4 protein-coding genes, 1 tRNA gene and 1 rRNA gene are annotated in these 13075 nt (G+C 69.3%); 1 reads left to right on the forward strand and 5 read right to left on the reverse strand.

Features of this window, described 5'->3' with window-relative positions; all coding sequences use genetic code 11:
• Positions 1-172: 172 nt before the first annotated feature.
• The 3 genes from N7925_RS07805 to N7925_RS07815 all read right to left on the reverse strand — a co-directional run bounded on the left by N7925_RS07805 (position 173) and on the right by N7925_RS07815 (position 9533).
• A complete protein-coding gene (locus tag N7925_RS07805) occupies positions 173-2995 on the reverse strand; it encodes a DNA translocase FtsK (RefSeq protein ID WP_265598975.1) in 2823 nt (940 codons plus the stop codon).
• 141 nt (positions 2996-3136) lie between these two features.
• Positions 3137-3820 carry a response regulator gene (locus N7925_RS07810; RefSeq protein ID WP_265598976.1) on the reverse strand — a complete coding sequence of 228 codons (684 nt, stop codon included), beginning with the start codon at positions 3818-3820 and terminating at the stop codon, positions 3137-3139.
• Positions 3821-4064: 244 nt separating this feature from the next.
• Positions 4065-9533 carry a HAMP domain-containing protein gene (locus N7925_RS07815; RefSeq protein ID WP_274343455.1) on the reverse strand — a complete coding sequence of 1823 codons (5469 nt, stop codon included), beginning with the start codon at positions 9531-9533 and terminating at the stop codon, positions 4065-4067.
• A 415-nt stretch (positions 9534-9948) separates the two neighbouring features.
• On the opposite strand from N7925_RS07815, the gene N7925_RS07820 reads away from it, so the two are divergent.
• Positions 9949-12576 (forward strand): SpoIIE family protein phosphatase, encoded by a 2628-nt coding sequence (locus N7925_RS07820; protein WP_274343456.1) that lies wholly within the window; start codon positions 9949-9951, stop codon positions 12574-12576.
• 54 nt (positions 12577-12630) lie between these two features.
• Here N7925_RS07820 and N7925_RS07825 read toward each other — a convergent pair.
• Together N7925_RS07825 and rrf are read right to left on the reverse strand one after the other, a co-directional pair.
• Positions 12631-12703: transfer RNA gene (locus N7925_RS07825), tRNA-Thr, on the reverse strand.
• Between the two features lie 216 nt (positions 12704-12919).
• Positions 12920-13036 (reverse strand): 5S ribosomal RNA (rrf, locus tag N7925_RS07830).
• Between the last annotated feature and the right edge of the window lie 39 nt (positions 13037-13075).

Consider the following 13075-nt stretch of genomic DNA (forward strand, 5'->3'; position numbering starts at 1 on the left):
GCGGAGCAGGGACGGAGCACAGCCCCGATCGAGGACTGGTCAACCTGTAGTGGGCCGAACGGGGTGGGAGTACGGGTGAGGTGGAGACGGAGCGAGCTGCGGGGAGGAGCACGGTTCCGTCCCTCCCTCCAACTGGACGTTCGACCGTAGGAAACGGTTGCCCACAGAACCTTTACGGAGCGGATTCCCCGCGGATGACGGCCAACACCCCGTCGAGTTCGTCGGGCTTCACCATGACGTCGCGCGCCTTGGAACCCTCGCTGGGTCCGACGATGTTGCGGGACTCCATCAGGTCCATCAGCCGGCCCGCCTTCGCGAATCCGACCCGGAGCTTGCGCTGGAGCATCGAGGTCGATCCGAACTGGGTGGAGACGACCAGTTCGGCGGCCTGGCAGAGCAGGTCCAGGTCGTCGCCGATGTCCTCGTCGATCTCCTTCTTCTGTTTCGTTCCCACCACGACGTCGTCCCGGAAGACCGGGGCCATCTGGTCCTTGCAGTGCTGGACGACGGCGGCGACCTCGTCCTCGGTGACGAACGCTCCCTGCATGCGGGTGGGTTTGTTGGCGCCCATCGGGAGGAAGAGCCCGTCGCCCTTGCCGATGAGCTTCTCGGCGCCGGGCTGGTCGAGGATGACGCGGCTGTCGGCGAGGGAGGAGGTGGCGAAGGCGAGCCGGGAGGGCACGTTGGCCTTGATCAGACCGGTCACCACGTCGACCGAGGGCCGCTGGGTGGCGAGCACCAGGTGGATGCCGGCCGCGCGGGCCAGCTGGGTGATGCGGACGATCGAGTCCTCGACGTCGCGCGGGGCCACCATCATCAGGTCGGCCAGCTCGTCGACGATCACCAGCAGGTACGGGTACGGGGACAGCTCCCGCTCACTGCCCTCGGGCGCCTTGCACTTGCCGTTGCGCACCGCGTGGTTGAAGTCGTCGATGTGCCGGTAGCCGAAGTTGGCGAGGTCGTCGTAGCGCAGGTCCATCTCCCGAACGACCCACTGGAGCGCCTCGGCGGCCTTCTTGGGGTTGGTGATGATCGGGGTGATGAGGTGGGGGATGCCCTCGTACGCGGTGAGCTCGACGCGCTTGGGATCGACGAGGACCATCCGCACGTCGTCCGGGGTGGCCCGCACCATGACCGAGGTGATCAGGCAGTTGATGCAGGAGGACTTGCCGGAGCCGGTGGCGCCGGCGACCAGGACGTGCGGCATCTTGGCGAGATTGGCCATCTCGTAGCCGCCCTCGACGTTCTTGCCGAGCGCCACGAGCATCGGGTGGTCGTCCTCGGCCGCGTCCGCCAGGCGCAGCACGTCGCCGAGGTTGACCATCTCGCGGTCGGAGTTGGGGATCTCGATGCCGACGGCGGACTTGCCGGGGATCGGCGAGATGATCCGCACGTCCGGGCTCGCCACGGCGTACGCGATGTTCTTGGCCAGTGCCGTGATCTTCTCGACCTTCACGGCGGGGCCGAGCTCGATCTCGTAGCGGGTGACGGTCGGGCCCCGGGTGAACCCGGTGACCGCGGCGTCGACCTTGAACTCGGTGAAGACGGTGGTCAGCGAGGCGACGACGACGTCGTTGGCGGCGCTGCGGGTCTTGCCCGGTCCGCCGCGCTCCAGCAGGTCGAGCGAGGGCAGCGAGTACGTGATGTCGCCGGACAGCTGGAGCTGCTCGGCGCGGGCGGGCAGGCCCTCGGAACGCTCGGGTGCGGGTTTCGTCAGGTCGGGAACGGCGCCGGACCGGCCGGAGGTGTCACCGCCGGTCGCGTCGTCCGCGTCACCGGACCGGTCCTGCCTGCGCCGCGCCCCGGCCTTCCCCGCGCCGTCCCGCTCGGCCTCCCGGGCCCCGGGGACGGGCGTCCCGGTGCGCTCCCGGTCCACGGAGACGCCCTGGGTCAGGTCGGCGACGACCGGCGAGGGCGGCATGCCGTTGAGTACGGCCCCGTCGAGCGCGGCGGCAGCGGCCGCGGCGACGTCAACCGCGTCCAGCGGCCGGTTCATCGCGGGCTGCGCGGAGGGCCTGCGGGGCCTCCTGCGCTTGGTGAGCGCTTCCGCCTCCGCCTCGTCGTGGTCGTGGACGGGGTCCGCGTCGGTGCGCCGCGCACCGCGTCGGCGGGTCCGCTCGGGCAGCGCTTCGCGCCACTGTTCGTCGTAGCGCTCGTCGTCGTCCTCGTACCCGTCGCCGGCCTCGGGCGCCGGTTCCACGATGCCGAGGCGGACACCGAGCTGACGCAGCCGCTGCGGGATGGCGTTGACCGGGGTGGCGGTGACGACGAGGAGGCCGAACACGGTGAGCAGCACCAGCAGCGGTACGGCGAGCACCTCGCCCATCATGAAGATCAGCGGCTTGGAGGTGGCCCAGCCGATCAGCCCGCCCGCGTCCTGCATCGCCTCGGTGCCCGCGTCCCGGCCCGGCGAACCGCAGGCGATATGGACCTGACCGAGGACTCCGATGACCAGGGCGGAGAGTCCGATGACGATACGGCCGTTGGCGTCGGGCCGCTCCGGGTACAGGATCAGCCGCACCGCCATCGCGCCCAGCAGTATCGGCGCGAGCAGATCGAGCCGGCCGAAGGCCCCGGTCACCAGCATCTCGACCAGGTCGCCGACCGGCCCCTGGAGGTTGGACCAGGTGCCCGCGGCGACGATCAGCGCCAGGCCGAGCAGCAGCAGGGCGAGCCCGTCCTTGCGGTGGGCGGGGTCAAGTCCCTTGGCTCCGCGCCCTATCGACCGGAACAGCGCGCCGACGCCGTGCGCCGCGCCGAGCCAGACCGCCCGCACCAGCCGGTAGACGCCTCCGGTGGGTGACGGCGCGGGTTTGGGCGCGGGCTTCCTGGCCACCGCCTTCTTCGCGGGGGCCTTCTTCGCGGGAGCAGCCGACTTCTTGGGCGCGGTCTTCTTGGCGGGCGCGGCTTTCTTCGCCGGGCCCGAGGTACGGCCGACGCGCTTCGCGGTGCCCGCCGCGCCCTGGGAACCCTTGCCGGACGTACGTGAGGCCATGGTGCCGAGGTTACCGCTGTCGTCGCCCGTGAATACGTTCGCCTACTGGTTCACCCGACCGTGTCGCCCTCGGAGGGCCGGGAACTGACGCCGCCTCACGGCAGCGGCCGACGCGCGCCGAGCCGGAGGGGCCGGAAATCGTCAGCTCTGTGCGGGCATGACGCCCGTACCCCCGCCGGTGCCCGGCTCCAGCGCGTCGAGCGCGCGGCGCAGGCCGGTCAGCTTGCGTTCGAGGTGGGCGGCGGTGGCTACCGCCGCGGCGTCCGCGGATTCGTCGTCGAGCTGCTTGGAGAGCGCTTCGGCCTGCTCCTCGACCGCCGCGAGCCGCGCGGAGAGTTCGGCCAGCAGACCGGCAGGCTCCCTCTCGCGCTCGCCGCCCGCGTGGCCGTCGCCCTCCAACTGGAGCCGCAGCAGTGCGGCCTGTTCGCGGAGCTTGCAGTTCTTCATGTACAGCTCGACGAAGACCGAGACCTTGGCCCGCAGGACCCATGGGTCGAACGGCTTCGAGATGTAGTCCACCGCACCGGCCGCGTAGCCGCGGAAGGTGTGATGCGGGCCGTGGTTGATCGCGGTGAGGAAGATGATCGGGATGTCCCGGGTCCGCTCCCGCCGCTTGATGTGCGCGGCTGTCTCGAAACCGTCCATGCCCGGCATCTGGACGTCCAGCAGAATGACCGCGAAGTCGTCCGTGAGCAGCGCTTTGAGCGCCTCCTCCCCTGACGATGCCCGGACCAGTGTCTGATCGAGCGCAGAGAGGATGGCCTCCAGCGCCAGCAGATTCTCCGGCCGGTCATCGACCAGGAGGATCTTGGCCTTCTGCACCATGGCCCGTCCTCCTCGCCCCGGAAATGCACCGGGTGCCGCCCCAGGGGACGACTCCCTTACGCCGTCCGTCCTTGTGCCGGTCATGGTAGCCGCACCCCGCCCGTCACCACACCCTGTCACCGCGATGTCACTGTGCACATACCGCAAACGCGGTTTGAGAACAGAAGGTTCCCCGAGTACGGCGGGTTCACACCCGCTCGAGCACAGTCGGTCAACAACTGACGCTCATTTGTTCCCATCCCCATCACTCTCCGTGCATCCACTGCTCCATCACCGCAAGCAAGTGATCAGGATCGACCGGCTTCGTCACATAGTCGGAAGCCCCGCAATCGATGGCCTTCTCCCGGTCGCCCTTCATGGCCTTCGCGGTGAGCGCGACGATCGGCAACCCGGCGAACTGCGGCATCCGACGGATTGCGGTCGTCGTCGCGTAACCGTCCATCTCGGGCATCATGATGTCCATCAGCACGACCGTCACATCGTCGTGCTGCTCCAGGACTTCGATGCCCTCACGGCCGTTCTCCGCGTACAGCACCGCCAGTCCGTGCTGCTCCAGCACGCTGGTGAGGGCGAAGACGTTGCGGATGTCGTCGTCGACGATGAGGACCTTCTCACCGCGGAAGCGGAACGTCCGCCGGGGCTCCCTCTCCCCCTCCGCCGCCGGCTGGCTCTGCGCCTGGCTCTCGCCGTGGCTCCCCTGCGTCTGCACCCACTCCTCCTGCTGCGGAGGGCTCTCGGGAGTGGTCCGGCCGGTGGGCAGCGCGGGCCTGCCGGCCGCGTCTCCCAGGGCCTTGCGCCGCCGCCGGAACATCCCGGCGGAGTTGGCCGGGTCGCCGAACGGAGCCGGCTGGCCCTGCGGGGCCTGGACGTGCCCCATCTCGCCCGCGCCGCCCAACACCTCGGCGGAACCGGAACCCACCGCGGGGTAGCCCTGGGGCGGCAGTTCGGCCCGGTGCAGCGGCAGGTACAGGGTGAAGGTGGAACCGCGTCCCGGCTCGCTCGCCGCGTGGATCTCGCCGCCGAGCAGCCGTGCGATCTCCCGGCTGATCGAGAGACCGAGGCCGGTGCCGCCGTACTTCCGGCTCGTCGTGCCGTCCGCCTGCTTGAACGCCTCGAAGATCACCAGCATCTTGCTGGACGCGATCCCGATGCCGGTGTCGGTGACCGAGAAGGCGATCAGATCGGCGTCGGCGTCCCGCAGCGAACCGGCCTCCAGCAGGTGCTCCCGGATCGCGTTGGGCACATCGGCGCCGGCCGGCCGGATCACCAGCTCCACCGCACCGCCGTCGGTGAACTTCACCGCGTTGGAGAGCAGGTTGCGCAGCACCTGCAGCAGGCGCTGCTCGTCGGTGTGCAGCGTCGCGGGAAGCTCCGGCGACACCCGTACGGAGAAGTCGAGCCCCTTCTCCGCGGTGAGCGGGCGGAAGGTCGCCTCCACGTAGTCGACCAGCTGGACCAGCGCGATCCTGGTCGGGCTGACGTCCATCTTGCCCGCCTCGACCTTCGACAGGTCGAGGATGTCGTTGATCAGCTGGAGCAGGTCGGAACCGGCCCCGTGAATCGTCTCGGCGAACTCCACCTGCTTCGGCGAGAGGTTGCCCTCGGCGTTGTCCGCCAGCAGCTTGGCGAGGATCAGCAGCGAGTTCAGCGGCGTACGCAGCTCGTGCGACATGTTCGCCAGGAACTCGGACTTGTAGCGCATCGAGACCGCGAGCTGCTCGGCCCGCTCCTCCAGCACCTGCCGCGCCTCCTCGATCTCGGTGTTCTTCACCTCGATGTCGCGGTTCTGCTGGGCCAGCAGCTCGGCCTTCTCCTCCAGTTCGGCGTTGGACGCCTGAAGGGCCTTCTGCCGGTTCTCCAACTCCTGCGAGCGGTCCCGCAGTTGCTCGGTCAGCTCCTGCGACTGCTCCAGGAGCTTCTCGGTCTTGGTGTTGACGCTGATCGTGTTGACGCTCGTCGCGATCATCTCGGCGAGCTGGTTGAGGAAGTCCCGCTGGATATGCGTGAACGGCTGGAAGGAGGCCAGTTCGATCACGCCGAGGACCTTGCCCTCGAAGAGCACCGGCAACACGATCACATGCGCCGGAGGAGCCTCTCCCAGTCCCGAGGAGATCTTCAGATAGCCCGGCGGCACGTTGTCCACCTGGATCGTCCGCTTCTCCTCGGCCGCCGTCCCGATGAGCGTCTCCCCGGGCCGGAAGGAGGTCGGCATCGAACCCGCGGAGTAGCCGTAACTCCCCCGCATCCGCAGCTCGTACGCGCTGGCCGCACCATCGTCCGGACCCACCTCGTCCGAGTCGCCCGCGGTCATGGCCAGGAAGAACGCGCCGTGCTGCGCCGAGACCACCGGTGTCAGCTCGCTCATGATCAGCGAGGCCACGTCGTCCAGATCGCGGCGGCCCTGCATCAGGCCGGAGATCCGCGCCAGGTTGCCCTTCAGCCAGTCCTGTTCCTTGTTGGCGAGGGTGGTGTCGCGCAGATTCGCGATCATCGTGTTGATGTTGTCCTGGAGGACCTGGATCTCGCCGGCCGCGTCCACGTCGATCTTCAGGTTCAGATCGCCGCGGGTCACCGCGGTGGCGACGGCCGCGATGGCGCGGACCTGACGGGTCAGGTTCCCGGCCATCTCGTTCACCGACTCGGTGAGGTCGCGCCAGGTGCCGTCGACGTCCCGCACCCGTGCCTGACCGCCCAGCTGCCCCTCGGTGCCCACCTCGCGGGCGACCCGGGTCACCTGCTCCGCGAACGAGGACAGCTGGTCGACCATCGTGTTGATGGTGTTCTTCAGCTCTTGGATCTCACCGCGCGCGTCGATGTCGATCTTCTTGGTCAGGTCGCCCTTGGCGATGGCGGTGGTGACCGTGGCGATCTGCCGCACCTGGCCGGTCAGATTGGAGGCCATCGAGTTCACGGACTCGGTGAGGTCCTTCCACGTACCGGCGACTCCCGGCACCCGCGCCTGACCGCCCAGCTCACCTTCCGTACCCACCTCGCGGGCCACGCGCGTGACCTCGTCGGCGAACGAGGACAGCGTCGTCACCATCGTGTTGACGGTGTCGGCCAGCTCCGCGACCTCGCCGCGCGCCTCCACGGTGACCTTCTTCGTCAGATCGCCGTTGGCGACAGCCGAGGAGACCCTGGAGATGTTGCGCACCTGGCTGGTCAGGTTGTTGGCCATCAGGTTGACGTTCTCGCTGAGGTCCTTCCAGATGCCGGTCGCCCCGCGCACCCGCGCCTGCCCGCCGAGGATGCCCTCGGTACCCACCTCGCGGGCCACGCGCGTGACCTCGTCCGCGAAGTTCAGCAGCTGGTCGACCATCGTGTTGACGGTCGTGACCAGTTCGAGGATCTCGCCCTTGGCGTCGACGGTGATCTTCTTGGAGAGATCGCCCTTGGCGACCGCGGTGGTGACCTCGGCGATGTTGCGGACCTGGAGGGTCAGGTTGTTCGCCATGCCGTTGACGGACTGGGTGAGGTCCTTCCACGTACCGGACACGCCCTGCACCTCGGCCTGACCGCCGAGGATGCCTTCCGTACCCACCTCACGGGCGACCCGCGTCACCTGCTCCGCGAAGTTGGACAGCTGGTCCACCATCGTGTTGAGGGTGTTCTTCAGCTCCAGGATCTCGCCCCGGGCGTCCACGTCGATCTTCTGCGACAGGTCACCGCGCGCCACCGCCGTGGCGACCTGCGCGATGTTACGGACCTGAGCGGTGAGGTTTCCGGCCATACCGTTCACCGAATCGGTGAGATCGCGCCACACTCCGGCCACGCCGGGCACCTGCGCCTGACCGCCCAGACGCCCGTCCGTACCCACCTCACGGGCCACCCTGGTGACCTGGTCGGCGAAGGCGGAGAGCTGGTCGACCATCGTGTTGATGGTGTTCTTCAGCTCCAGGATCTCGCCCCGGGCGTCCACGTCGATCTTCTGCGACAGGTCGCCCCGCGCCACCGCCGTCGTCACCTGCGCGATCTGCCTCACCTGGGAGGTGAGGTTGCCGGCCATGAAGTTGACGGAGTCCGTGAGTTCCTTCCACGTACCCGACACACCGTCCACGCGCGCCTGACCGCCGAGGCGGCCCTCGGTGCCCACGTCCCGGGCCATCCGCGTCACCTGGTCGGCGAAGCTGGACAGCTGCGCCACCATCGTGTTGACGGTGTTCTTCAGCTCCAGCATCTCCCCGGCCACGTCCACGGTGACCTTCTGCGACAGATCACCGTTCGCGACCGCTGTGGTGACCTGCGCGATGTCCCGGACCTGACCGGTCAGGTTGCGGAACGCGGTGTTCACCGAGTCGGTGAGGTCCTTCCACGTCCCCGCGGCCCCCGGCACCTCGGCCTGGCCCCCGAGCCGCCCCTCGACGCCGACCTCCCGGGCCACCCGGGTCACCTCGGAACCGAACGACTGGAGCTGGTCCACCATCGTGTTGACGGTGTTCTTCAGCTCCAGCATCTCCCCGGCCACGTCGACCGTGACCTTCTGCGACATGTCGCCGCTGGCCACCGCCGTGGTGACCTGCGCGATGTCGCGCACCTGGGTCGTCAGGTTCCGGAAGACCGTGTTCACCGAGTCGGTGAGGTCCTTCCAGGTCCCGGCCGCGCCCGGCACCTGCGCCTGACCGCCGAGCAGCCCCTCGCCACCGACCTCGCTCGCCACCCGCGTCACTTCGTCCGCGAAGGTGCGCAGCGTCTCGGTCATCTGGTTGATCGTCTCGGCCAGCTGCGCGACCTCGCCGCGTGCGCTCACCGTGACCTTCTGCGTCAGGTCACCGCTGGCGACCGCCGTCGTCACCTCCGCGATCCCGCGCACCTGGGAGGTGAGGTTGCCCGCCATCGTGTTGACGGAGTCGGTGAGGTCCTTCCAGACGCCTGCCACACCCGGCACGGTCGCCTGACCGCCCAGCTCGCCCTCCGTACCCACCTCACGGGCGACGCGTGTCACCTCGGAGGAGAACGAGGACAGCTGATCGACCATCGTGTTGACGGTGTTCTTCAGCTGGAGCATCTCACCGGCCACATGGACGGTGACCTTCCGCGACAGATCACCCTTGGCGACCGCCGTCGTCACCAGCGCGATGTCCCGCACCTGGGCCGTCAGCCGGTACGCCATGGTGTTCACGGAGTCCGTGAGGTCCTTCCAGGACCCGGACATCCCGCGCACCTGCGCCTGGCCCCCGAGCTTGCCCTCGGTGCCCACCTCGACGGCGACCCGGGTCACCTGCTCGGTGAAGACCGACAGCTGGTCGACCAGGTTGTTGACCGTACGGGCGACCTTCAGGAACTCGCCGCGCAGCGGCCGGACCGTATCGTCCGTCGTGTGCGACCGCAGCTCCATCCGCTGCTCCAGATCACCGTCGGCGACCGCCGACAGCACCCGGCCCACTTCGGAGACCGGTCGCGCGAGATCGTCGACGAGCTCGTTGGAGGCGTCGATCGCGGCGGCCCAGGAACCCTCGCAGGCGCCCGTCTCCAGCCGCTCCGTGAGCTTCCCCTCCCGGCCGACCACGCGCCGTACGCGGGCCAGCTCACCGGTGAGATGAAGGTTCCGGTCGGCGACCTCGTTGAAGACCGCGGAGATCTCCGTCATCACACCGTCGCCGGAGACGGTGAGCCGCCGGCGGAAGTTGCCGTCGCGCATCGCCACGAGCCCCGCAAGCAGTCTGTTCAGAGCTGCCGCGTCGACCTCGACGGTGCCATTGCGCTGTTTTTTCACGGACTGTCCGCCTTTTGTACGCGCCTTCGAACCCTGCGCCGCCACGCCAGACTCCACCGTGTCCCTCCCGCAGGGGTTGACCGTTTCACTCGGGCCTATAAGGAAGCTTGCCCAGTTCCACTTTGGCTCACCGCCACAGCACACCGTCAACGGGCAGCCGGGCGGACGTCAAATCGTTGCAACGTACCAGGCCGGGACCGGTCGGCGGGCAACCTGTCCCGGTTGCCCCCCATCCCTTGCACCCGGGGTCCATACTTGTGCGCCCGCGACTTGTGCGCCCGTGCACCACCACAAGACCGTCCTGTCCCGAACTCGGCCCTCGTGTAACCGGCACCCTTGACGAACGTCTAGCCTGGCAAGCGAATCGAAGCGGCGATAAACGGGCACAGGACTCGGGGAAGCGACGAGACACCATATGGGGAGTGCTGTGATCACCGCGCGCGCGGCCGCCACCTTCGAACCGGTCGGGCGCTCTGTCGCGACCGCCCGCGCCTTCGTCCGGGACACGCTCCAGGGGTGGGGCTACAACGATGTCGTCGACGACGCCGTCGTCCTCACCAGTGAACTCGTGACCAACGCAGTCGTACACGCGGGGACGGCGGCCGACGTGCTGTGCCTGCGCAGCGCGGACGGCGTCCGCGTCGAGGTCGCCGACCACTATCCGGAACGCGAAGTCCCGCTCCAGAGCAGCGGCCTGGACTTCGTCAGCCCCGACCGCGAGAACGGCCGCGGTCTCCTGCTCTGCGCCGCCCTGGCTTCCCGCTGGGGCGTCGAGTACTCCCCCACCCGTAAGCACGTCTGGTTCCAGCTGCACCTGCCCGACCGGCCCGTGGGCATCCGCTCCGCCGGCCCGGTCCTGCCCACCTCGCTGCTCCCCGTCACCGACCAGCGCGTGCGGGTCGCCGTCGTCCAGATCGACAGTGTCGGCGCGATCAGCGCGTGGAACGACGACGCCGCGTACGTCTTCGGGCACACCGCGGAACAGGTCACCGGCAAGCAGTTCACCGACTTCGTCGCCTGGCCGCACACCCCCGGGACCAACACCGGCATCGCCGACGCCCTCCAGCTCTCCCGCTGGGAGGGCAGCTACGGAATCCGCGGCGCCGACGGCCGGACCATCGCCGTCTACTCCTCGCACCTGCGGGTCCGCGACACCGACGGCGACCCCTCCACGGTCTGCCTCCTCGTCCGCGACGACGAGCGTGCCGTGCTCCAGTCCCCCGTCCGCGCCCCGGTCTCCGACGCCTCCTCCGACCACCGCACCGCGGACCCGTTCGAGGTGTTCATCGGCTCCCCGGCCCCCGACGACCTCGACGGCCTCCTCCAGCGGACGGTCGAGCGGGCACGCGACATGCTCGACGCCGACGCGGCGTTCCTCCTGCTCGCCACGGACGACGAGACGGAGCTGGAGGTCCGCGCCACGACGGGCCTCCCCTCGGCCCGTCAGCGCTTCGCCCGGGTCCCCGTGGAAGCCGGGACGGGACGTTACGGCTCCGCCCGGATGCCGGCCGTCCACGAGGACCTCACGGCCGTCCCCGGCGCCGTGCCCCTGCTCACCGACACCGGGATGCGCTCGGTCGTCACGGTCCCGCTGAAGGTCGAGGGCCGCCTCACCGGCTCCCTCGGCGTCGCGGCGGAAGCGGCGGGCCGCTACACCAACGAGGAGGCCCTGCGCCTCCAGTTCGCGGCGGACCGCATCGCACTGGCCGTGGAGTCCGCCCGGCTGGGCGAGCTGGAACGGCTGCGCCGCGGCTCCCTGTCCTTCCTCGTCGAGGCCTCCGACCTGCTGGCCGGCACGCTCGACCGGGACCAGACCCTGGCGCTCATGGCTCAGATGACGGTCCCGACCCTGGCCACCTGGTGTGCCGTCTACACGATCGCGGACCAGTCCTCCGAGCCGTACCTCTCCTACGTGCTCCACGAGGACGAGGACCTCATCGACGGGCTCAAGGCCCTGCTCTCCAGGATCGCCCCGCCGGATCCGGTACCGACCCCGGGCGCCCGCGTCTGGGCCGCCCCCTCGGAGGCCGGTCACCGCGCCGCGCTGAGCACCTCCACCCGCAGCCTGCGGCACGACGCGCCGCTGAGCATGAGCACGGCCACCCGCACCATCCTCGCCACGGCCCAGGCCGTCGGCGGCGAGACGGTGGTCCTCCCCCTGGTCGCCCGCAACCGCGTCATCGGCATGCTGACGCTCGGGAAGCCCTCGGACGACCACTTCCGCCAGGAGATCCTGGAACTGGCCGAGGACCTCTCCCGCAGGGCCGCCCTGGCCCTGGACAACGCCCGCCTGTACTCGGAGCGCATGGCGATCAGCCAGTCCCTCCAGCGCAGCCTGCTACCCCCGGGCCTCCCCGACGTGCCGAACGTCGAGATCGAGGTCATCTACCGCGCTGCGGGCGAGGGCAACGAGGTCGGCGGCGACTTCTACGACGTCTTCCCGATCAGCGACGGGGCGTACGGCTTCGCCATCGGCGACGTCTGCGGTACGGGGCCCGAGGCCGCCGCCGTCACAGGCCTCGCCCGCCACGCACTGCGCCTGCTGGCGCGCGAGGGCTTCGGCGGTCCGGCGGTCCTGGAGCGTCTCAACGCCGCGATCCTCGACGAGGGCGCCCGCAGCCGCTTTCTGACCCTCCTGTACGGCGAGTTGTGGCCCCAGGAGGACGGCAGCGCCCTCCTGAAGGTCGTCTGCGCCGGCCACCCGCTGCCGCTGCGCCTGCGCCAGGACGGCTCCGTCGAGTCCGCCGCGGAACCGCAGCCCCTGCTCGGCGTCATCGAGGACCTCGACCTGTACGAGCAGGAGGTCGTCCTCAACCCGGGCGACGTCCTGCTGTGCGTCACGGACGGCGTCACCGAACGCCGTGAGGGAAGCCGCATGCTGGGCGACGACGGCCTCGCGGACGTCCTGTCGACCTGTACGGGCCTGACGGCCGGAGCGGTCGCCTCACGCATTCTGCGGGCCGTGGAACGCTTCGCCGCGGAGCCGGCCTCCGACGACATGGCGATCCTGGCCATGCGCGTCCCGGAACCGCCTCGCGTCTGACCCCCTCAACGCGAAAGGCCCCCGCCAGTGGCGGGGGCCTTTCGCTTTTCTCTGAGCCCCAATGCGGAATCGAACCGCAGACCTTCTCCTTACCATGGAGACGCTCTACCGACTGAGCTATTGGGGCCTCGTTGCGCTGTGGCAACGAGGTAAACCATACACGGGATCCGGGGATGCTCACAATCCCGGCCGGCCGGAGTCGCGGTTCTCGGGCGCCTCTCGTTCGCACGGGTCACGCAGGTGGCGCGGGCGGCGCGGATGGCGCCGGTGCATGGGTCGCTGGTCGGTCCTGGAACGCAGAAAAGCCCCGCACCAGAAGGTGCGGGGCTTTCCCGGAAAAATTGTTCGGCGGCGTCCTACTCTCCCACAGGGTCCCCCCTGCAGTACCATCGGCGCTGAAAGGCTTAGCTTCCGGGTTCGGAATGTAACCGGGCGTTTCCCTAACGCAATGACCACCGAAACACTATGAAATTAACCAACACCGGATGAAAACACGGCC

Source organism: Streptomyces sp. CA-278952 (genome assembly GCF_028747205.1).
In the GTDB taxonomy this organism is placed as follows: domain Bacteria; phylum Actinomycetota; class Actinomycetes; order Streptomycetales; family Streptomycetaceae; genus Streptomyces.